The 21,233-nt window shown below is 45.0% G+C and carries 17 protein-coding genes; 8 read left to right on the top strand and 9 right to left on the bottom strand.

Features of this window, described 5'->3' with window-relative positions:
• Positions 1 to 430: 430 nt before the first annotated feature.
• The 3 genes from ACTXGK_RS24220 (at position 431) to ACTXGK_RS24210 (ending at position 3,497) form a co-directional block, all read left to right on the top strand.
• Entirely contained in the window at positions 431 to 1,672 is a 1,242-nt protein-coding gene (locus ACTXGK_RS24220) for an RluA family pseudouridine synthase (protein ID WP_443515271.1), read from the top strand.
• Between the two features lie 114 nt (positions 1,673 to 1,786).
• Complete coding sequence (locus ACTXGK_RS24215; RefSeq protein WP_443515272.1) at positions 1,787 to 2,782, top strand: purine nucleoside phosphorylase YfiH/LACC1 family protein; 996 nt, start codon at positions 1,787 to 1,789, stop codon at positions 2,780 to 2,782.
• Between the two features lie 103 nt (positions 2,783 to 2,885).
• Positions 2,886 to 3,497, top strand: a complete 612-nt coding sequence (locus ACTXGK_RS24210) for a flavodoxin family protein (RefSeq protein ID WP_443515274.1) — start codon at positions 2,886 to 2,888, stop codon at positions 3,495 to 3,497.
• A gap of 89 nt (positions 3,498 to 3,586) precedes the next feature.
• Here the strand turns inward: ACTXGK_RS24210 and ACTXGK_RS24205 are convergent, their stop codons facing one another.
• Positions 3,587 to 3,712 (bottom strand): hypothetical protein, encoded by a 126-nt coding sequence (locus ACTXGK_RS24205; RefSeq protein WP_443515276.1) that lies wholly within the window; start codon positions 3,710 to 3,712, stop codon positions 3,587 to 3,589.
• Positions 3,713 to 4,392: 680 nt separating this feature from the next.
• Between ACTXGK_RS24205 and ACTXGK_RS24200 the strand changes: the two genes are divergently transcribed.
• The 4 genes from ACTXGK_RS24200 to guaD all read left to right on the top strand — a co-directional run bounded on the left by ACTXGK_RS24200 (position 4,393) and on the right by guaD (position 11,359).
• Positions 4,393 to 6,084, top strand: coding sequence for a xanthine dehydrogenase small subunit (locus tag ACTXGK_RS24200; RefSeq protein ID WP_443515277.1), 1,692 nt, complete (start codon positions 4,393 to 4,395; stop codon positions 6,082 to 6,084).
• Between the two features lie 97 nt (positions 6,085 to 6,181).
• Positions 6,182 to 8,755 (top strand): xanthine dehydrogenase molybdopterin binding subunit, encoded by a 2,574-nt coding sequence (gene xdhB, locus ACTXGK_RS24195; RefSeq protein WP_443515279.1) that lies wholly within the window; start codon positions 6,182 to 6,184, stop codon positions 8,753 to 8,755.
• The gene (locus tag ACTXGK_RS24190; RefSeq protein ID WP_443515280.1) at positions 8,748 to 9,791 is read left to right on the top strand and encodes an XdhC family protein; all 1,044 of its coding nucleotides are present in this window, start codon (positions 8,748 to 8,750) and stop codon (positions 9,789 to 9,791) included. The genes xdhB and ACTXGK_RS24190 overlap by 8 nt, the downstream gene beginning before the upstream one ends.
• Positions 9,792 to 9,928: 137 nt before the next feature.
• Entirely contained in the window at positions 9,929 to 11,359 is a 1,431-nt protein-coding gene (gene guaD / locus ACTXGK_RS24185) for a guanine deaminase (RefSeq protein ID WP_443515282.1), read from the top strand.
• 136 nt (positions 11,360 to 11,495) lie between these two features.
• Here guaD and ACTXGK_RS24180 read toward each other — a convergent pair whose 3' ends face one another.
• The 6 genes from ACTXGK_RS24180 to uraD form a co-directional block, all read right to left on the bottom strand.
• Positions 11,496 to 12,023, bottom strand: coding sequence for an ureidoglycolate lyase (locus tag ACTXGK_RS24180; protein ID WP_443515284.1), 528 nt, complete (start codon positions 12,021 to 12,023; stop codon positions 11,496 to 11,498).
• Entirely contained in the window at positions 12,023 to 13,141 is a 1,119-nt protein-coding gene (gene alc, locus ACTXGK_RS24175) for an allantoicase (protein WP_443515286.1), read from the bottom strand. The genes ACTXGK_RS24180 and alc overlap by 1 nt, the downstream gene beginning before the upstream one ends.
• A gap of 102 nt (positions 13,142 to 13,243) precedes the next feature.
• Entirely contained in the window at positions 13,244 to 14,224 is a 981-nt protein-coding gene (gene puuE, locus ACTXGK_RS24170) for an allantoinase PuuE (protein WP_443515288.1), read from the bottom strand.
• 82 nt (positions 14,225 to 14,306) lie between these two features.
• The gene (locus ACTXGK_RS24165) at positions 14,307 to 15,632 is read right to left on the bottom strand and encodes a urate hydroxylase PuuD (RefSeq protein ID WP_443515289.1); all 1,326 of its coding nucleotides are present in this window, start codon (positions 15,630 to 15,632) and stop codon (positions 14,307 to 14,309) included.
• A 93-nt stretch (positions 15,633 to 15,725) separates the two neighbouring features.
• Entirely contained in the window at positions 15,726 to 16,094 is a 369-nt protein-coding gene (gene uraH, locus ACTXGK_RS24160) for a hydroxyisourate hydrolase (protein ID WP_443515291.1), read from the bottom strand.
• 134 nt (positions 16,095 to 16,228) lie between these two features.
• A complete protein-coding gene (gene uraD, locus ACTXGK_RS24155) occupies positions 16,229 to 16,759 on the bottom strand; it encodes a 2-oxo-4-hydroxy-4-carboxy-5-ureidoimidazoline decarboxylase (RefSeq protein ID WP_443515293.1) in 531 nt (176 codons plus the stop codon).
• Between the two features lie 471 nt (positions 16,760 to 17,230).
• On the opposite strand from uraD, the gene ACTXGK_RS24150 reads away from it, so the two are divergent.
• Positions 17,231 to 17,896: a TetR/AcrR family transcriptional regulator gene (locus ACTXGK_RS24150; RefSeq protein ID WP_443515295.1), complete on the top strand. Its 666-nt coding sequence runs from the start codon at positions 17,231 to 17,233 to the stop codon at positions 17,894 to 17,896.
• Positions 17,897 to 18,002: 106 nt separating this feature from the next.
• Here the strand turns inward: ACTXGK_RS24150 and ACTXGK_RS24145 are convergent, their stop codons facing one another.
• Both ACTXGK_RS24145 and ACTXGK_RS24140 read right to left on the bottom strand, forming a co-directional pair.
• On the bottom strand, positions 18,003 to 19,409 hold the full coding sequence (locus tag ACTXGK_RS24145) for a nucleobase:cation symporter-2 family protein (RefSeq protein WP_443515297.1): 1,407 nt from the start codon (positions 19,407 to 19,409) through the stop codon (positions 18,003 to 18,005).
• Positions 19,410 to 19,898: 489 nt separating this feature from the next.
• Positions 19,899 to 21,191 (bottom strand): beta-propeller domain-containing protein, encoded by a 1,293-nt coding sequence (locus ACTXGK_RS24140; protein ID WP_443515299.1) that lies wholly within the window; start codon positions 21,189 to 21,191, stop codon positions 19,899 to 19,901.
• Positions 21,192 to 21,233 lie beyond the last annotated feature (42 nt).

Genomic DNA, 21,233 nt, shown 5'->3' with positions numbered 1-21,233 from the left:
CAGTGCCATAGCATACAGCAAAACATGGCTATACTTTATAGAATAACGTTTGCTTCGTCTATTTTTTCGCTATCTATATTTTACAGGCAGTTTAACATGAGCGGCTATCGCGAGCGATATCGAATATCGCTGGCAGGAACAAATATACAGTAAATTACAGCAATGTTATGTTCTAGAGAGCTAAGCAGTAAGGCTTGGCAACTCAGAAAGGCTCAAAAATTCACAGATAGTATGCACTTTTATAGGGCTTGAGCGCGTGACATGATACACTAGGACGGTATTGTCTCCGCTTTTTTGACCTGCACTGCTCTCTATTATCGGCTAAAGGTCAAAAAACGACAATTTTTTATCATTTTATCTTTGAAGTCACCTGACAAAATATAATTAGTAACTTTATATAGTTAGAAACTTTGCTAGGTATCAATCCGCTATGAATAATGATGCCATGACTACCCATTTATCACCGAATCAATCGCTAGAGACTGATTCATCAGCACAAGAGTCACCAATGCCAAATAACGTTTTAAATAATGACGAGCCTGACAATCAAGAAATGATGGATGAGCAGGAAATAATGGACGAGCACACTGATGCTCTTGATAACGACGACTTGCTCGAAGCAGATAACGATATTGATGAAGAACTTGACGATGGCGATATGGATGAAGGCGACGACGATGAAGCGCCAGTAGCTGGCCAAGCAGTGCCAGTAGTGGTCGATATGACGCATGTCGTTACAGAAGATCAGTCTGGCCTACGCATCGATAAAGTCGCTTCACAGGTGTTTGCAGACTTTTCACGCGTGCAATTACAGGGTTGGATCACGGACGGTAGCTTACTCTATAACGGCAGCGTGCAAAAACCAAAAGTCCGTGTCAAAGCAGATGATGTGCTACATCTATCGACAACGTTGCAGCAGCATAGTGAAGACCAGCCAGAAAATATAGATATTGATGTGGTCTATGAAGATGATGACGTATTAGTGATCAACAAGCCTGTCGGTATGGTGGTTCATCCGGGCGCTGGCAACCAAACAGGCACTTTGGTCAATGCCTTGCTATACCATTATCCGCAGCAGCATCACTTGCCGCGTGCAGGTCTGGTACACCGTATTGACAAAGACACCTCTGGGTTACTGCTCATTGGTAAAACCAAGCCGGCTCAGATGGCGTTGATGGAGCAGCTAAAAGACAAATCTGTTTATCGTCATTATCAGTGTGTGGTAGCAGGCGATCAAGCAAGCTTGCTGCGTCATCGCCGTATTGATGCGCCGATTGGGCGACATCGTACTCAGCGTACCAAAATGACAGTTATGACTGCCGGCCGTGAAGCGGTAACCCATCTATTAAATGTCACGCCGCTGAATGACAACTACTGTCTGTTAGATGTCGGGCTTGAGACGGGTCGTACGCACCAGATTCGCGTGCATTTGAGCCATGTGACCTATCCGCTCGTAGGGGATCGCATCTACGGTGGTCGTCGTCAACTGCGTGCAGGATTGACAGAAGCACAGCGTCAAGCCATCAATAATTTCCCTCGCCAAGCATTGCATGCTTATACCCTTGGGTTTGTGCATCCAACGACTGGTGAGGATATGGAAGTGACGACGCCACTGCCAGAAGACATGCAAAAGCTAATAGCCGTATTAAGCGACGGTTATGATGACGAGTAAACGCTATTGAGAAAAGCGGCTGTCTAAAGGTGTTTACGGCAATTGCCAAGTTTATAGTAGTGATTTAGTGATGCTAATTTTTAGACAGTCAGTAGATAAAAGGATGGGGCAGTCGTGACAAACGAATTTGCGATAACAAATAATTTTCCAATGACCATGCTCGCGCAAATGGATGACGTGGCTGTTTTCCAAACCGCTGCTTTTGCGCTGAATAATACTGACGAACCTGCTGCCGCAAGCCAGAAAAGAGAGCTTGACAGTCAAGCAACCCATCAAGCAAATTATGGCGCGCTAAATCTAGGCCTGCATGTCAACGATGACGCGGCAAAGGTATTAGATAATCGTATGAGTCTGTTGGCTGCGATTAATACACAGATGGCAAATGAGTCATCACAAACTGAGCAACATACTGCTATTCACAGCTTACATTGGGTGAGTCAGGTTCATGGTAAACAGATCCATGATATTGATACGACGCCTTTGAGCATGGCACCGATGGCGGCTGACGCCATAATTAGCAAGCAAAGTGGTCGTGGACTGGCGATCATGACGGCAGATTGTGTGCCGATTGTTTTATACCAGCCCGCCAGCGGTAAAATCGCTGCCATTCATGCAGGCTGGCAAGGATTGGCGTGCGGCGTGATTCGAGAGACTGTTGAGCGCTTTACCGATTCAGGGCCCGTACAAGCTTGGATAGGGGTTTGCATTAGTCAGGCCAATTATGAAGTTGGTCATCAAGTCCGTGACCAATTACTGACTGGCTGCTTAGACAATCACTTATTGACTGCGTCAGATAGTGATAATTTTGACAGTCTATATGTAATGCGCTCAGATAGTGCTCTTGAAAATCATAGCGATACTCAGCATTTACATAAGACAGTTGATAAACTATCGAATTGCGCTACAGTACACACGGATAAAATTAAGCTAAACTTACCAAAACTGGCTGCTGATCAATTAACAGCCGCTGGCGTGTCGATAGATAGTAAAGAACCTATCAGCTGTAGCTATGCAGATCGGCATTACTATTCTTATCGTCGTCAAACGCATATGCAGCAGCCTGCAACGGGACGTATGGCGCTTGTGATTGTGCGCCGCGCCGCTACGTAGATGTCAGCTCACAACTAACAAACCTATTGAGTGCGCTGAGTCGTTTTGCACTCGTACACTATATTATTTTTATTTAACCATTATTGTCATTATTAGAGTCTGTATGAATACAACTAGCGAATCCTCAAAAACATCTCCTAATAGTACGCCTAACGTATCGATCGCCGTTATTTTTCATAGCAATTATGGTCATACCAAGCGTGTCGCTGAAGCAATTGTACAAGGCGCGCATCAGCAGTTACCAGAGGCGCAAGCAAAAGCTGTCGATATTTATGATATTGATTGGGATTATTTAGATCAGGCAGATCTATTGGTTTTTGGTAGCGCGGTATATATGGGCAGCGTGACTGCTGAATTCAAAACCTTTATGGATGAAACCTCAAAGCGTTGGTACAACCGCACGTGGGAAGGCAAATGGGCCGCGGCTTTTGCCAATTCTGGCGGCCTAAGCGGTGATAAGCTTGCCGTGTTGCAGCAGATTTCTTTATATGCCATGCAGCATGGCATGAATTGGATTGGTCTGCCACTCATGCCGACAGGTCATGAGGCGCACGACTTGAACCGTCTATCTAGCTTTTTGGGTTTGATGACGCAATCTCTTGACGGACCACCTGAAGAAACGCCAGGGAAAGGAGATATTGATACCGCTATTTGGTTTGGTGATCATTTGGCTAAAACCATCATTAAGCATCAGCCAGCGGATAGTAAGCACTAGATAACACAGTAGGTGACAGGCTAATCCAGTAAAAAAGCAGACACTATTGATGTCTGCTTTTTTTATGTCAATGTTATGGCGTGACCAGTTTATGGAGTAACCAGATTAGTCGGTACAGGCTTAACAGGAATAGGGTTGTCAACAAATTGGAAGTATTGGCAACCGGTTAGCATCAGCGTCGCTATCAGCAGACAAATAGAGGTAGGTGACTTCATAATAGTATCTCAGAGACGATATATTACCCAATAATATATCTTGTCTGTCTATCGTCAGAAGCGATGACAGTCAAAAGTAAGGTTTATTTTTAGGTATTATATATAAAAACAGGTCGGCTATATAAATTTAAAAGCGGTGCATGTGCTTATCTTTGTTTTTAAAGAGATTATTTATTCAATCATGACGTAACTTGTCTACTGTGCGTTTGCATTAGCTATATCAATGACTAACATGACGAGTCTTATAAATTATCTCTGCTGTTAGGATTGATAGCGGTTATCAGATAGCGGCTTGAGGTTCAATTATTTGGCAGTATCGACAGATATTTGAAAGGGTTGTGTTATAAATAAGAATAGTGATAATATGTTGAAAGCTGACCAAATAGTCAGGTATATTCTAGTGCTAATTTTTGGCAAAAGCTCCTGACAATTACTGCTACTTATGGTCGATTTATTTGCTATAAAAGAGTGTGCGACATCCTACTTATCGACATGCTACAAATGCGACATAGAATAAAATAGCAAGGATATTAAAAACTAAAAAACCCATAAATGTACTTGCCGATAAACTTACTTGAGCGGTTGCAGCAGAATAAAGATTAAGCGTTTACCTTTCGTACCCAAGCCACTAATGCTTCTCAGTCTTATACTCACTTTCATTATTTTAGCCGAGCCTTGCTATGATTAGTTTTTATCTCAATGGAAAATACCATGAGCTAACCCAGCTTAACCCCAATACGACAGTGCTTGAGTATCTACGATTGCATGAAGGCCAGACTGATACTAAAGAGGGCTGCGGCAGTGGTGACTGCGGTGCTTGTACGGTGATGGTTCAGCGCCTGTCACAAGCGGGTCAAATGCGTGATGCCAAACATAATGATAAAAAAAATGTCATACCTCCTTTCTATACGATCAACTCCTGTATCACGCTAGTGTCGCTGATGGATGGTCATCACCTGATGACAGCGTCCTACTTGGCGGACAATCCTGAGCATCATCCAGAGCGTGCCCTTTTACATCCAGCACAGCAAGCGCTGGTTGAATGTCACGGATCACAGTGCGGTTTTTGTACCCCTGGGTTTGTGATGTCGCTCGCTTGTGTTTACGAAAACAATCGTATGCAGACAAGTCCAGAAGCAGCAAGTCAGAGTGATGCTAAGCAGTTGAGCTATGATGAAGTGGTCGCGTCGATCTCTGGCAACCTATGTCGCTGTACAGGCTATCGACCGATTATTGAGGCGGGCCTACTGATGAGCGATATCGGTCAGAAAAGAGAGGCAGAGCATTCAGCGGTGAAAGACTTGACTATCAGTCTAGCCACAGACGCGATGGGTCGTACAAAAAAGTCAGCAGTATCTGCAAATGTGCCAGCTGAAGCCGAGTCGGACAATGTAGAGTCAACAGCTATTAAGCCTGCATTGACTGATGCTGGGCGACAGTTATACATGCCTAAAACACTAGACGAGCTTAATCAGGTATTAGCTGCCAATCCAAAAGCAACGATTTGGGCAGGTGGTACGGACTTGGGATTGAGTGTAACCCAGCATCTAATCGATCACGAGGTCATTATTCAGCTCTCAGGTATTGAGGCGCTAAAATCTTGGTCGCTATCAGACGCAACTAGCGACATATCTACTGACGAACAAACTAAAAGTCAGTCGCTAGTGCTAGGTGCTGGTATGAGTTACCAGCAAATGCTACCAGTACTTGAGCAATATTTTCCACGCTTTGCGCAAGTGTTTGAGCGTATTGCTTCTCCACAAATTCGCAATATGGGCACCATCGGCGGCAATATAGCCAACGCGTCCCCGATTGGTGATCTGCCACCGATTCTCTTGGCGTTAGATGCGTCAATTCATTTGCGTCATTGCGCGCCGAATCGTGAAGAATCAGATAATAGCAATGAGATTTATACGGATGAAATCATACCTTTATCAGCATTTTTCTTGGATTATAAAAAGACCAAGCTGCAAGCAGGCAGTTATATTGTCGCTATTCATATTCCTTTGATGCAAGATCATCAGCATTTATTTATCCATAAGATTAGCAAACGCTACGAAGATGATATCTCAGCGTGCTTGCTTGCGGCGCGGCTTGATGTGTCAGCAGATGGTGCAATTATCGAGAATGCAAAGCTTGGGCTCGGCGGCATGGCAGCGATACCACTGCTTGCAGTGCACTGTCAGCAAACGCTTATTGGTCAAGCTACTGATGTTGCAAGTTTTGAGCAGGCGGCACAGGTGTTATCTGCAGATGTCACACCGATGACGGATGTCAGAGCCAGCCGCGAATATCGCATGCATGTGGTGCAGCGTCTACTGGTGAAGTGCGGTAAACAATTGGTAGCGGATATGCAGGCTGAGAGCATTTGAGTGCCAGCGTGATTGAATATCAATATTGCTTCATGAGTATATTTGTCAGAAATAAAAAAGCGCATCAGTAAATGCGTACTAATAGAAGAGATTTGCTATGAGCCATCATTCGTCTTTATTTGACAGTTATAGTATCCGCCGCGTGCGTCCGCCAAAAAACAAGATCGGCACGTCAGCCAAACACGACAGTGCGATCACCCATGTAATGGGAACGGCGACTTATGTGGATGATATTGCAAAACCGCAAGGCACGCTACATTTGGCCGTGGGTAAAAGTAGTCATGCTCATGCGCGTATATTAGGTATGGATTTGAGTGCTGTCAGAGAGGCTGATGGGGTCGTTGATGTTTTAAGTTTTAAAGATTTACCGGCGCAGACAGATATCGGTGCGGTATTTGATGGTGAGCCACTGATGGTGGACGATATTACAGAATATGTCGGACAGACGCTATTTGTAGTGGTGGCGACCAGCCATCGCGCCGCCAAAAAAGCTGCCACCAAGGCAGTAGTAGAATATGAGCCATTGCCAGCGGTACTTAGTATTGATAAGGCGTTAGAGCAAGAGTTATTTGTGCGTCCGAGTCATTTTATGAAGCGTGGTGACGCGGCGACTGTGCTTGAGAACGCACCGATTCGTATTGAAGGTCATATTCATATGCGCGGGCAAGAGCACTTTTATCTTGAAGGTCAAGTGTCTTATGTCGTGCCTTGTGACGATGGCGGACTAGAAGTGTACACGTCGTCACAGCATCCAAGCGAAGTACAGCAGCTCGTCGCCGAAGTGACGGATTTGCCCTTTCATGCGGTCAATACAGTTGTGCGCCGTATGGGTGGTGGCTTTGGTGGTAAAGAAACGCAAGCCGCTGCATGGGCGTGTCTGTGCGGTATCGTTGCCAAACGTCACAATGTCCCCGTCAGTATGCGGTTAGATCGCCAAGACGATATGGTGGTGACTGGTAAACGTCATGAGTTTGCCAATCGTTATGAGGTTGGCTTGGATGAATCTGGGCGTATATTGGGCGTCGATATGCAATTGGCTGGCTTATGTGGCTATGCGCCAGATTTGTCTGATGCTATCGTCGATAGAGCGATGTTCCACTGTGATAATGCCTATTATTATCCAGCTGCTCATGTAGCAGGTCATCGCTGCAAAACGCATACGGTATCCAATACTGCTTATCGAGGGTTTGGTGGTCCACAAGGGCTGATGACCGCTGAATATATGATGGATCATATTGCTTATACCTTGGGTCAAGATCCGCTACAAGTGCGTTTAGCAAACTTATATCAAGATGGTCAAAGCACCCATTACGGTCAAACTATTGAGCATTTTGATTTAGCGACCATCATGAGTACACTGGCAGAAGATTGCGATTATGACAATCGTCGTCAGAAAATTATAGAAGCCAATCAAAAAGCTGCCGCTGAAGGCAGTGATAAACGTTTGGGTCTTGCTTTAACGCCAGTAAAATTCGGTATTTCATTCACGGTGCAGACGCTTAATCAGGCAGGTGCATTGGTACATATTTATACTGATGGCAGTATCCATCTCAATCATGGTGGTACGGAGATGGGACAAGGGCTATATATCAAAATTGCCCAAATTGTTGCCAATGAATTTGATGTTGATCTGGACACGGTCAAAGTATCAGCGACCCGTACGGATAAAGTGCCTAACACTTCACCAACCGCCGCGTCGTCAGGAACAGATATTAATGGTAAGGCAGCTCAAAATGCTTGTTTAAGCATTAAAGCTCGCATACTTGAATTTGCAGCTGAGCATTTTGAGGTGGCACAAGAAGACATACGTTTTGAAAAGAACCATGTCTATATCGGTGATAAAGAAACGCTAACCTTTGCTGAAATGATTCAACTGTCGTACCAGAACCGTATCAGTCTGTCGTCTACTGGCTACTATAAAACGCCTAAGATATTTTATGATCGCTCTAAAGCATGGGGACGTCCGTTCTTCTACTTTGCCTTGGGCGCTGCCTGTGCTGAGGTTGAAATTGATACCTTGACAGGTGAGTACCAAGTACTACGCTGTGATGTGCTGCATGATGCAGGACAATCGATTAACCCTGCCATTGATATTGGCCAGATTGAAGGGGGTTTTGTACAAGGAATGGGTTGGCTCACAGCAGAAGAGCTGATTTGGAATGATAAAGGTAAGCTGGCATCTGACAGCCCTGCCAACTATAAAATCCCAACCGCGCATGACTTGCCTAAGCAGTGGAATGTCAAATTGTACGATCGCAAAAACGAAGAACAAACTATCTATAATTCTAAAGCTGTGGGCGAGCCGCCGTTTATGTTGGCAGCCAGTGTCTGGTGCGCCATCAATAATGCGGTTGCAAGTCTCGGTGAGTATAAAAAGAATCCAGAACTGACCATGCCTGCAACACCAGAAGCTGTACTAAAAGCAGTGATGCGTATGGAAGGTTCGTCTTGGGATCTAGAGATGAAAGCGGACAAGGATACAATGGATAGCCTTGTTGAAGGTGTAGAAGAAAAGGGCGATCTCTATAATGATAAAGTCATGCCGCAAGATGTGCGCCATGCCAAAGATATTGATCCAAAAGAGGTAGCAGGCAAACAGACTGATGAGCAGCCAGAAGCGATAGAGCACCCAAATGTCGCAGGGGCAAGAGGTCCTGCGCACAGTGAGTGAGTCATTGGCACCGCCAGTTATCTGGTATGAAGGTCTGGCACGATATCAACAGCAAGGCATGGCTCATGTGTTGGCAACGGTCGTGGCTGTGAATGGTTCGGCCCCGCGTGCACTACAGGCAAAGATGATCGTCACGCAGGATGGTATCGTAGATACGCTGGGCGGCGGCGGTCTTGAGCACGATGTGATTACCACTGCTCGTCAACTGCTAAACGGTGAGATAGCAGCGACCATATCAAAAGAAGTCAAACCAAAAGTTTCTGAAGCTAATGAGACAAGCGCGTCAGCTCCTTCTAAAGCAGTACGCCGAGACGCGGTTTATACCAAGCATTACCCGCTAGGTGCGAAATTGGCCCAATGCTGCGGTGGTAGCGTCACTGTTATGTTCGAGTGCTTTAATGTGACACCGCCGATGTCAGTACTGGTATTTGGGGCAGGGCATGTGGCCTCAGCACTCATGACCATCCTTGTTGAATTGCCATGTCAGGTAGATTGGGTAGACAGTCGCCCAGAGATGTTTGAGCGTTATTTGACTGATAAATCTAGCGCTGATCAATTGAGTACTAATAAGTCTAGTCAGATATGTACGCCTCATCAAAGTGCAGAACAGCAATCAGTAACAAACCAATCTCCAGCTTATAAATTACCAGCGCATATTCGTCCGCAGATTGATGATGAGCCTGTAGATTTTGTGCGTCCATTTATAGAGCAGGGTGGCAAGCGCTTTATTCTGGTTATGACCCATGATCATAGCGTTGACTTTGAACTGGTACGGGCGGCACTAGATACTATCTCTGATAGTAGCTCAGCTGATGATAAGCGCTCAGACATCTCAGCACCTTATATCGGCTGCATTGCCTCGGCAACCAAAGCCAAGCGCTTCAGAGATCGGCTTATTCAGCGTGGTTATAGCGAGTTATTAGTGAATCAGCTCGTCATGCCCATTGGACTGCCAGTTGGTGGTAAAGAGCCGATGGCGGTGGCCGTGTCTATCGTGGCACAGCTACTACAGCAGTATCATCAGGCTGAACGCTGAGTTTTTTATACTCAATATAGCCCCGTTTTAGCATCGTTATTTTCCGTCGAATTATTAAACGCTCAGCACTATTTATCAAAATGTTCAGCATTATTTATTAACATGCTCCGCATTACCAAGCCATGTGAGACCACCTAATGACCCTACATATTTATCAAGCTCATTTATTACATTATATTAGCGAAGATGACCTTGCTAAGCGTACGGCTGCTGAATTATCCGATACTAGAATTCCTGACTTTTTCGTAAATCTGACCGTTGATAAAGATACAACGTTGCTTCCAGTAATTGCAGGCGTGCGTGTTTACCCTGAGTATATTGCCGACGGCGCACTTGTTATTGATGATGAGACTGGACTGATTATTAATTATGGCAGTCGAGAGGCGATGTTAGCAAATTATGTGCTGACCGCTACTAATGACAGTCAAGAACCGGTACAGATTCATGACCATCGGCACAAACTCATCATGCCGGGTTTTATCGATACCCATGTTCACTATCCGCAGATAGATATGATCGCCGCTTATGGTGAGCAACTGCTCGACTGGCTCAATAATTATACCTTTGTGACGGAAGCCAATTTTGGTGATCCAAAAGTGGCGCATGATACCGCGCAGTTTTTTTTGAACCAATTACTTGCCAATGGCACGACCAGTGCGATGGTTTTTGCGACCAGTCATCCATTATCTGCCGAGGCGTTTTTTACAGAAAGCCACAGGCTCAATACGCGTATGATCACGGGTAATGTCTTGATGGACCAAAATGCGCCTGAGCCGCTATGTGTGCCTGCTGAGCAAAGTATCCGTGACACTCAAAATATCATTGATAATTGGCATGAGCGCGGGCGTCAGCATGTGGCCATCACGCCGCGTTTTGCGATTACGTCGAGCCCTACACAATTACGTCTGGCAGGTGAGTTATATGCCAGCTATGACAGTGTGTATTTACAGACGCATCTGGCAGAAAACCGTGATGAGGTGGCTTTTGTACAGGAGCTGTATCCCAATCATAAAGGTTACCTCGATGTCTATGATGATATGGGGTTACTGGGCCGCCGTACCACCTTGGCGCATGGTATCTACCTTGAGACACCAGAATACGAGCGTCTACGCGAGACTGGCACGCAGATATCACATTGTCCGACGTCCAATCTGTTTTTAGGTAGTGGACTGTTCGATTTACCCAAGACCTTAAGTTATACTGGGGTCAGTATCGCCACTGATGTTGGAGCAGGCACGAGTTTGTCTATGCTCACGACGTTATCAGAGGCGTACAAAGTACAGCAATTACAAAGTAATCAGTTGTCAGCGCACCAAGGGTTATATCAGATTACCTTAGGTAATGCACAGTCGCTGCTATTGGATGATAATATTGGTAACTTTATGCCCAATAAAGAAGCCGATTTTGTCGTCATCGATATGAAGGCGACCGAGCTGCTTGAGCGACGTATGGCGCAGACCAAAACCCTTGAAGAGCAATTATTTGTGCTGATGATGCTGGGTGATGATAGAGTGATTGAGGAGACGATAATTGCCGGTCAGAGCCGCTATCGAAAATCTACAGCCTGATAAACTAGCGAAAAACATGAGTCACAAAAAAGCCCCATTTATATATCATAAACGGGGCTTTTATCGGTTTGATCTGTTTCTTTTGTTCTGTACTTTTTTGTCTGTGCTTATGAGATAACTTGTCGGTGTTTATTTTCTAACTGACGTCTTCTAGCTCAACAAGCACACCCCAGTCCGTAATATCTATCTCATGACAGTTGTTACCTTCGCCATTGATACGATCAATCACCAAAAAATCACTGTCACGCCCAAGAGCGAGTAGAGGGTGATGCCAGACATTAGCATCGTACTGTACGCCTTGATGCGACTTGGCATAGAACACGACCAGATCATCTGCCGACTGCGGCGGCGTGCCCGCTTTGGCAACGACGATGACATAATCCTGACCCTCCATCGACACAAATGCTTGCGTGCCAAATGGATGATATTCCATGACGGAGAGGGCGATAGGGTTCTCGCGTTTTTTGGCTTGAAAGATACTCATGCCAACAGTACCACCCTTAAGCTGACTCTCAGCAAGCGCATGATGGCGAACCGCATAACCATTATTGATCTCGTAAGTGTTGTCAGCGGTTTGCTCCTCCTCACTATAGCGCTCGATAACCGAGCCGTAAGGGGCAAAGTCGGCTTTGGTCAAAGGCTGAGCCGTTAGGATGACACTCATTATTTGACCTCTGCATCAGCAGTAGTACCCGCCTGATCTGCTACTTTGCCAAACACGCGCACGCGGCTGATACCACCATCAGGGAAGATATTGACTCGGATATGGGTGATAGGCTGGTCTATCTGGAGCTTGTCGTTACCGAAGGTATGGACATCATCCGCATTGGTTTTTTGCGGCTCAAGCAACGTGTCCCAAAACATACTTTGAGTGACCAAGGTTTGCTCTGGGGTATTTGGTGAATAGACGGCTTGAATGGAGACTTTATCAGGGTAGTTGCCTTTAAAATGAGCGGTATCGATTTCGATAGAATCGACAATACCTGCTTGACCTAAGGCAATAATACACCAGTCATTACCGGGCTCACGGCGACGACGCGTCTCCCAGCCATCACCCATATTAGGCGCTTTGGTCGGTAACAGTAAATTGCTTGCCGCCCCGAAGTGTGCATCATTACTGGCAATCGCACGACCGCCATTTAACGCACCTGCCAAGTCAATCGTCTCGCCTTGTTTACTCAGGCTGGCATCGAGCTGGATATCACCATAGACACGCAGTCGAGCCACGCCGCCATCTGGATAGATATTCAAACGAATATGGGTGATCGTTTGCTTGTTATCAATTTCAACAAACTCATGGTGATTGCCCTGTAGTGGGGTCATATCGACAAGCGCCTGCCAGTTTTTACTGTTCCAGTCTTCTTTGCTTAGACTGGTAAGTTCAGTATCAGTCTGCTGCAACAGCTCTGGCGCGTATAAGGCATCGACACTGGCAGAAGAGGGGAAGTTACCGGTAAAGTGACTGGTATCGATATCAAGCCCCGCGATTTTGGTTGGGCGGGCGAGTTGGATGATTAAATAATCATATCCCAAATGACGCTTGCGGCGTGTCTCCCAGCCGTCCATCCATTTACCGTTGTCGTCGAATTTGCCGACCACAAAGATAGGCGCATCAGGGTTTAAAATGCGGCTTTTATCTGCAAAAAAGTCATCGGTCGCAAATAGCGCTTTTGCACCCAAACGACTGTCAGCCACGTTTGATTTTTTAGTAAAAGCTGGCAGGCTCTCAGGTAGGTTGTTTGCTGAAATAATTTGTCCCACTTCTGAAATATTTTGACTCATCATGGTTCCTTTATTTACTATTAGGTTTGATTGATCGTGTGCCGCTTGTTTTATTTATTCGACACACTAAAGCGTATTCGACAGCCGTGGTAGTGGCAAAAGCTACATCCAGTTGGCTGTATTGTCTGGCGTTGCTGGATGATTGTCATACCAGTGCTTGGCGATCTCATCACGGCGACATATCCAAACGTCAGGCTTACTAGTGATATAGTGCAAAAATTGCTTCAACGCTTTGATACGTCCTGCCCGTCCGATAATGCGGCAATGCAAACCTATCGTCAGCATTTTGGGGGTGTGCTCGCCTTCTTCGTACAGGGTATCAAAGCTGTCTTTGAGGTATTGATAAAACGGCTCGGCGTGAGTAAACCCTGGGCTAGAAGAAAAACGCATATCGTTGGTCTCTAAACTATAAGGGATGACCAAATGCGGTTTGCGTATGATTGTATTGCCATCTTGGGCTTTAACATTGAGCCAGTAGGGCAGCTCATCGCCGTATGAGTCGGAATCATAGTGATAGCCACCTTGTTCGACGACCAGCTCGCGCGTGTTTGGGCTATCGCGTCCCGTGTACCAACCGAGCGGCTGTTTGCCCAGCATGCGCTCAAATATGTTGGTTGCACGGCGAATGTGCTCACGTTCAGTCTCGCGATACATGTTTTGATAAGTAATCCAGCGCAGGCCGTGACTGGCAATCTCATGACCGTCTTCTAATACGCGCTCGATAATATGTGGTGTTTTTTCGGCAGCGGCGGCACAGGTAAACGTGGTGATGGGCACACCGTACTCTTTAAAAGTATCTAACACACGCCATACGCCGACACGGCTCCCGTATTCAAATGCTGACTCGATAGACTGGTGACGATTATTAAATTCTGGCGTACCCAAGATATCCGACAAAAAGCGCTCGGACTGTCCATCGCCGTGGATGACGCTATTTTCTGCCCCTTCTTCGATATTCAAGACAAACTGTACAGCGATTTTTGCACCGCCCGGCCAGTTGGCTTTTGGTGGCTTGCCACCGTAGCCTTTTAGGTCGCGTGGGTATGTATTTTGATCAAAATCACTGATGATTTTTTTGCTCATTGTTTATGTTCCTATATCTCGTAGAGCCTTAAATATTTAATTGAATATTGCTCGCCAAGGAAAGTTTTCTATTGATAACAAACTACAGGGATGATGCGTACGCTACAAGCTGCTGACGTTCTGTATCTGTTAACTGAGTGATATTACCAAGTGGCATATAGCCAGTTTGTACCGCAGTAATGATTTTTGCTTTATGTATTTTTAGATCTTCTGGTGTTTGCAAGATGATACCTGCTGGCGGCGCGGCAAACCCTTGCTGTGTTGGTTGTACCGCATGACAGGTGCTACAGCGTGTATGCACGACATCCATCATAGCGTCATCTGCTGAGGCGCTCACTGGCACCGCTTCAGCAGTAGCTGCATCATTGCTAACACTGTTATTATTAACGTTATCAGTGTTTGTGTTAGTAGTCGCGCTTGTAGCTGTTGGGGCGCTATTAGTTGTCGTAGGTGCTATTGTGGCGGTAGCAGGCATTGCAGGCGCTGGATCAATCGGTTCAGGTCGCATCCAAATAATCAACAATACTGTCAATATGGCTGGAATAACTAAGTAGCGTGGTTTTTTATGACCTAAATGTTTTTGATTAAAATAATGACGTGCCGTTGCAGTGATCACGCCAACGAAGACCAATACCAACCAACCTTTTTCATGGGCATACATCATCGGATAATGGTTGCTAATCATGGTAAAGATGAGCGGTAGGGTAAAGTAGTTATTCATCAGTGAGCGGTTTTTGGCTTGCAGTGCCAATTCAGCGACTTCTTTGCCCGGTTTTTCACCGCGCCGCACACAGTCTACGAGCGCTCGCTGCGCTGGCATGATACCGAAGAATACGTTACCCACCATCACCGTACCCAAGATAGCACCGATATGAATGAATGAGGCGCGATCACTAAACAGTTGATAAGAGCCCCAGCTTGCGATGACCAGTAAAATAAAAATCAGAGTACTAAAGATAAAGGCATTTTTACCCAAATGACTGCGCACAATGACTTCGTAAATAAAGTAACTACCAAATAAAAACAGCAAGCTTGTCGCAATGGCACCGATACTGGTAAAAGGCACTTTGCTTGGATCAATCAGGTAGGCAGTTGCATTGGCATAATAGACAATCGACATCATCGCCGCACCCGTCAGCCACGTGGTATACGCTTCCCATTTAAACCAATGTAGTGTCTTTGGCATTTCCTCTGGTTCGAGTTTGTATTTGGCAATCTCATAAAACCCGCCGCCATGAACGGCCCACAGATCACCTGAGATACCTTTGTCTGCTTTCCACTGTGGCGGTTTGCGTAGGCTCAAATCCAGCCACACAAAATAAAACGATGCACCAATCCATGCCACCCCTGCGATAACATGAAACCAGCGAAAAAATAAACTCAACCATTCGAGAAGGTAGGCGCCCATGTGGTAAGTGTCCTTTAATATGACAGTGTCTTAATAAAATATTTGTGAGCGGATAACGACGATTGCTCACATTTTTTTGATAATAAGGTTCAGTTATGATCCGCGATAGGTACTATAGCCATGCGCACTCAGAAGTAATGGCACGTGATAGTGGCTTGCGTCTTTTATCACAAAGTCGATAACCACTTGCGGGTAAAATGCTGTCAGCTGCTGGGCATCAAAATAAGACTGAGTATCGAACGTCACTGTATAGCGCCCGATAGCGAGCTTGCCTTCATTGTCATCAATGGCTGCATCAAACTGCCAAGCATCTGGTGTCACGCGGCCATCGCTATTGGTCGTCCCATGCGCTAGTAGTGTAGCGACACCGTTGTCTTGTATACGATGTAAGGTAACGGCGATATCAGCGGCAGGCGTGCCCAAATGAGTATCTAAGATATGTGATGATAGAGTGGCAGACATAATGCTTCCTTTGTATTCAGTAGAAACGTAAATAGGGTGGTAAGGCTAGCGCAGCTTATAATTAGGGTGTTGTATGAGCACTGATAATACGGTGTACTGTTGACTAGCTATCAAACAGCTAATTAACAACTGGTTTAAATAGACGAAGCATTGCCTAATAGTTTGCTTAAACGCAAACGTGTGATTTTATTTTGTTCCGCAGCGGCATTGGTCAGCTCTGTGTCACGATCATTTGGCAGCCGGGCGAGTAATAGATCAAGCATTTGCTGTGCACTTTTACCGGTCGCAAAGACAATAAAAATAAAACCAAATTTGTTTAGATAGTCTTGATTGCCTTTGGCGAGGGCTTCGAGCACTTCATCTGCAGCATCGTTAGCGCCAGACTGCTCATGGGCGGCGCTACTTTGCGTGTTGCGATATTTCTTTTTTAAAGAAGCCACATTACCGATTTGCGGATGTCCATCAAACGCTTCTAATAGATTGACCTCATCGGTTTGCACATCATGCCAAATAGCATCACTACTCGCTAGGAGCGCATCAACATCTGAAAAAGGGCGGTCAGCGGCAAGCTTATTTGCCCAAACGCTACTGGTACAGCAGATTAAAAGCTGGGCAACGGCTACTTCCTGAGACAAATCATTAAATTGCGCTAAGGTTAAGCTCATGGTGATATCCTTTTTTTGTGATATGACAGTCCATTATGTGTACTGGATAACTATTGTTTAATAAAGGTTTATACATGGTGGTTTTTTGCTTAAACTTAGCGATATTAATCGATATTTTTATGGTTCATTTTTTAGTTTTTCGACGTTTGCATTTTTAGCTAGGCAAGTCCACAGGCCATATTTAAGTTGCTATCTATCCAATCATGATAAATTAACGATACAGAACGTATTTTTTGAGGAAATACTGATAATTTAGCCGCAAAAATGACATGGCAGTATAGTTTTGGTCGTAATATGTTTGATTTATAACTACCATTCTGCTAAAACCTGACTAATTGGTCAACTGTTTTATAAGAAATATTTTTATTCAGTGGTTAATAATGCGAAAATTTGTGCATTGATATATAAAAACATTCAAAAATATAGCGACTATTTTGTCGAACCAGCCACTTGGAGTGAGATACCATTGTTATGACTCAAGATAATCAGAAAGAAAATGTCCTGACTACTGACGCGCCATCGCATCGTAGTCAACAAGTTACGCGCGCGCACAATCAAGCTCTAATACTGGCAGCGGCTGAAGAGGAGTTTGTGCTCCAAAGCTATCGCGGCGCTACGATGCAAGGGATTGCTGATCGAGCAAGACTGCCTAAAGCTAATGTTCACTATTATTTTAAAAACAAAAAAAACCTATATATGGCTGTGCTACGTTCAATTATTGAAGAATGGAATGACGGCTTGGTGACGATGACAGTGGACAGCGATCCAAAAACCGTCATTGAAAAGTTTGTCCGTACTAAGTTGCATCAAGCTTTTGTCAATCCTAGTCGTCATAAGTTGTTTGCCATTGAAGTCATCGGCGGTGCGCCTCACTTGCACGAATTTATGTCCACAACGATGAAAGATTGGGTAAATGATAAAGCGCAAGTCATGAAAGAGTGGCATAAGCAAGGCAAGATTGGAATTACAGATCCCTTGCAACTACTAATTTTGATATGGGCGACGACCCAGCGTTATGCTGAATTTGAGATTGAAATTGTCGGCCTGATGGACAAAACAGCTTATGATGCAGAAGATGAAGCACGCGCAGCAGATTTTTTAGTACCTTTTATTTTACGAGGCTGTGGACTTGAATGACTATACATAGTCAAGTAATGGCGATTAAGCGATTATAGCGGACGAGGTGCATAAACAGATTTTATGGCACCTCGTTTTACTTTTAGACAGGGCTAAATATTTAAATTTATGCCACTTTTTGCGCTGGTTTTAAGCCATCTTCGGCATGTTGTTCCGCAGTATCAAATTCCACACCGTAGTTTTTTGGTAGGATCATATCAAGCGTGATTGCCACAATACCGGACATCGTCACCGCTGAGCCAAAGATGTTTTGGAAAAACTGCGGTGTTTGTGAGAGTACGTCAGGAACGAATGCAATACCCGTTGCTAATCCTAAGGATGTGGCGATAATCAAGACATTACGATGGGTAAAATCTACGGTGGATAGTATACGAATTCCCGCAGTTGCGACAGTGGCAAACATCAGTAGCGTGACCCCGCCTACGACAGGCTTGGGCAGCTGCGTGAAAATCGCACCGAGGATAGGAAATAGACCCATTAGGCACAAGATACCGCCAACATAAAAACCAACATAGCGACTGGCAATACCTGTCATTTGAATCACGCCGTTATTTTGGCTAAAGGTTGTCACAGGGAAAGTATTAAATACCGCCGCAATCAGAGAGTTGACACCATCTCCTAGTACGCCGCCCTTGATGCGTTTTTCATAGAGAGGGCCTTTGATTGGCTCACCTGAAATCATGGAGGTAGCGGTCAAATCACCCGAGGTCTCAATACTGGTAATGATGTACATAAAGGCAATAGGAATAAATGCCTGCCAATCAAAACCAAAACCATATTTGAAGGGAATGGGAACGGTAAAAAATGCCGCTTCAGACACCAATGAAAAATCAATACGTCCCATAAATACGGCAGCGAGCAAGCCTAACATCAGACCGATAAAGATAGCACTTGAGCGAATAACCTTATTATTAATAATGCTAATGAGCACCACACTCACCAGTACGCCACCACCTAAGAGTAGATTTGGAATACTACCAAAATCCTCAGCACCAAACCCACCTGCCAAATCAGTGAGACCTACCTTTGTTAGGGACAAACCAATCGTGACAATCACACAGCCAGTAACAATAGGGCTCATAAATGATTTGAGTTTGGTGATAAATTGACTCAAAAATATCTCAACAAATGCACCGAGAAACGACACACCAAAGATAACAGACAGAATCTCTTCAGGACTACCACCACGGTTTTTGACCACAAATCCTGCGGTCAATACAGCCGCCAAAAAACCAAAACTGGTGCCTTGTAATGCCATAAGACCAGAGCCGATTGGCCCTACTTTTCGAGTTTGAATAAAAGTCGCTACCCCAGATACGATCAAGGACATGCTAAGAAGATAAGGAATATGTTCCCCTAGGCCTAAAGTGCCACCTATGATTAATGAGGGAGTAATAATACCAACGAAAGCAGCAAGTACGTGCTGTATAGCACCTAAGAATGCTTTGATGGGGGTGGGGCGGTCATGAAGTCTATACAGTAAATCGGTATTTGCTGCAACGTTTTCACTCATGGTGGTTTCCTCCTAGAATAACTGCTTAGCACCCAATCAACTGTAGCCATCAGACAACGTAACAGATCATTAGGTAAAAGTTAAAACCCAATCCTTGACCTGTTTTTTATCGATTCAAGTAATAGGGGTAAGTTCCCGACCTTAAAATAGCCAATGATAATAGTTGATATTTGTTGACCATTATTAGAATAACCTGACCAATTAGTCAGACCCATTTAGGATATAGGTAAAATTAAAGTTAATGCAATGTTTTTTTTGGTACTAACGAGTTTACGGGTTTGTTACTAGTAAAAAATAAAAATGAGTTCGAATGAAGAGTGCCTAAGAAGAGTGCATAAGATGGCGAGCAGGTTTTACTAACAGTAGGCTTTATTATTTTTCTTCTAGCAGCTTATGACGCAAAAAAGCCTCAATCATAATGAATATGATTGAGGCTTTTTTGTATGAGTAAATTCTAACGTTGTGACTCAGTTGCCTAAGCTGCCTAAATTACTTTGGACTTGATGACCATACGGGTGAGCGGATGATGCCTTGTCCTGATTTACCGAACGCTTCGCCACCATTCAATGATTTAATCGTTAGGACGCCTTTGCCGCCTTGAGTTGACGCATAGACCACGCGCTTGCCATTGGGAGAGAAGCTTGGGGCTTCATCGATACCCGTGTTGCCAAGGTTGGTCGTTACCGCACCATTACTATTCATGATAGCGGCTGAGCGTCCACTTAAAAAGGCGATTTGTGTTCCGTCACTACTGAACTGCGGGCTAGTCGCATAGCCACCATTTGATACTTTGGTTGTGCGTCCTGAGCCAAATTCATAACGATAGACTTGTGGTTTGTTAAAGCCAGTTTTGTCACTGACAAATACAAATGACTTGCCATCAGGGGCGTAGCTTGGTTGCACTTCACTGCTTGGCAAATTAGTGAGTCGTCTAGGGGTACCGCCGCTTGCACTCATCTCATAGATATCAGCACTGCCCTCAAAGCTACTAGAGAATAGTATCTTGCTACCATCAGGAGAGAACGACGGACTCATGTTGCTACCAGCGAAAGGTGTGAGCGCACTTGCGCCGCCGCCACTGACGTTTTGAATATAGATGACGGGATATGATTTTTCACGTTGTACCGAGTAGGCAATGCGATTGCCATCAGGTGACCATGCTGGTGAGAAGATAGACCCTGCCACTTCAGTGATGGTTTTGGCATTTTCGCCATCAGCATCCATCACTTTTAGACGAGAGATTTTTTGTTTGCCAGTCCCTGTTTCTTCAATATAAGCAATGCGCCCTGAGAAATCCCCTGGAATGCCCGTAATCAGCTCATAGACTTTATCTGCGATGACGTGACCGGCGTAGCGCATGCTTTCTCTGTTATTGTCAGCGGTTAGGCTTTGCTTTCCTTCTATCAGGCGGCCAGACTTGATATCGATGACCTCGTAGTCGGTGACGATTTTGCCGCGATTGGTACGTGTACTACCGACGACCAAATAAGGTATGCCCATGCTTTGCCATACTGGCAGTGTGCCTGCCAGCTCGCTACTGCTGCGTGGCTGCTGCGGTAAGTTTTGGCTGGTGACTTTTAGTTCTGTATTACTCAAATCATTTAAAATAATAGGGGACAAAACAGAGTCACCTGCGAATGGTACAAACGCGACTTGGTTTTGTTGGACAGGAATCTCATAGTCCAATTCTAATACGACAGGGGCTGCGAGCACGCTTTGCGAGATAAGTAATGCTGAACTACCCGCAAGTAAAGAGGCTAGTAGTTTTTTATGAGTATACATGGGTCAATGGCGCTCCTAAAATTAATATGATAGTCATTTTTA

The sequence above is a fragment of the Psychrobacter sp. T6-5 genome, assembly GCF_052258485.2.
In the GTDB taxonomy this organism is placed as follows: Bacteria; Pseudomonadota; Gammaproteobacteria; order Pseudomonadales; family Moraxellaceae; genus Psychrobacter.
Note: the sequence above shows the minus strand (reverse complement) of the source record. Positions and strands in the feature narration are given on the sequence as shown.

What these genes read in the sequence shown, in the direction of transcription:
- ACTXGK_RS24200 (WP_443515277.1), top strand. Translation starts at nt 4,393, where the DNA reads ATGATTAGTTTTTATCTCAATGGAAAATACCATGAGCTAACCCAGCTT.
- ACTXGK_RS24145 (WP_443515297.1), bottom strand. Translation starts at nt 19,409, where the DNA reads ATGAGTGAAAACGTTGCAGCAAATACCGATTTACTGTATAGACTTCAT.
- guaD (WP_443515282.1), top strand. Translation starts at nt 9,929, where the DNA reads ATGACCCTACATATTTATCAAGCTCATTTATTACATTATATTAGCGAA.
- ACTXGK_RS24140 (WP_443515299.1), bottom strand. Translation starts at nt 21,191, where the DNA reads ATGTATACTCATAAAAAACTACTAGCCTCTTTACTTGCGGGTAGTTCA.
- ACTXGK_RS24165 (WP_443515289.1), bottom strand. Translation starts at nt 15,632, where the DNA reads ATGGGCGCCTACCTTCTCGAATGGTTGAGTTTATTTTTTCGCTGGTTT.
- puuE (WP_443515288.1), bottom strand. Translation starts at nt 14,224, where the DNA reads ATGAGCAAAAAAATCATCAGTGATTTTGATCAAAATACATACCCACGC.
- uraD (WP_443515293.1), bottom strand. Translation starts at nt 16,759, where the DNA reads ATGAGCTTAACCTTAGCGCAATTTAATGATTTGTCTCAGGAAGTAGCC.
- ACTXGK_RS24150 (WP_443515295.1), top strand. Translation starts at nt 17,231, where the DNA reads ATGACTCAAGATAATCAGAAAGAAAATGTCCTGACTACTGACGCGCCA.
- alc (WP_443515286.1), bottom strand. Translation starts at nt 13,141, where the DNA reads ATGAGTCAAAATATTTCAGAAGTGGGACAAATTATTTCAGCAAACAAC.
- ACTXGK_RS24220 (WP_443515271.1), top strand. Translation starts at nt 431, where the DNA reads ATGAATAATGATGCCATGACTACCCATTTATCACCGAATCAATCGCTA.
- ACTXGK_RS24210 (WP_443515274.1), top strand. Translation starts at nt 2,886, where the DNA reads ATGAATACAACTAGCGAATCCTCAAAAACATCTCCTAATAGTACGCCT.
- ACTXGK_RS24205 (WP_443515276.1), bottom strand. Translation starts at nt 3,712, where the DNA reads ATGAAGTCACCTACCTCTATTTGTCTGCTGATAGCGACGCTGATGCTA.
- uraH (WP_443515291.1), bottom strand. Translation starts at nt 16,094, where the DNA reads ATGTCTGCCACTCTATCATCACATATCTTAGATACTCATTTGGGCACG.
- xdhB (WP_443515279.1), top strand. Translation starts at nt 6,182, where the DNA reads ATGAGCCATCATTCGTCTTTATTTGACAGTTATAGTATCCGCCGCGTG.
- ACTXGK_RS24180 (WP_443515284.1), bottom strand. Translation starts at nt 12,023, where the DNA reads ATGAGTGTCATCCTAACGGCTCAGCCTTTGACCAAAGCCGACTTTGCC.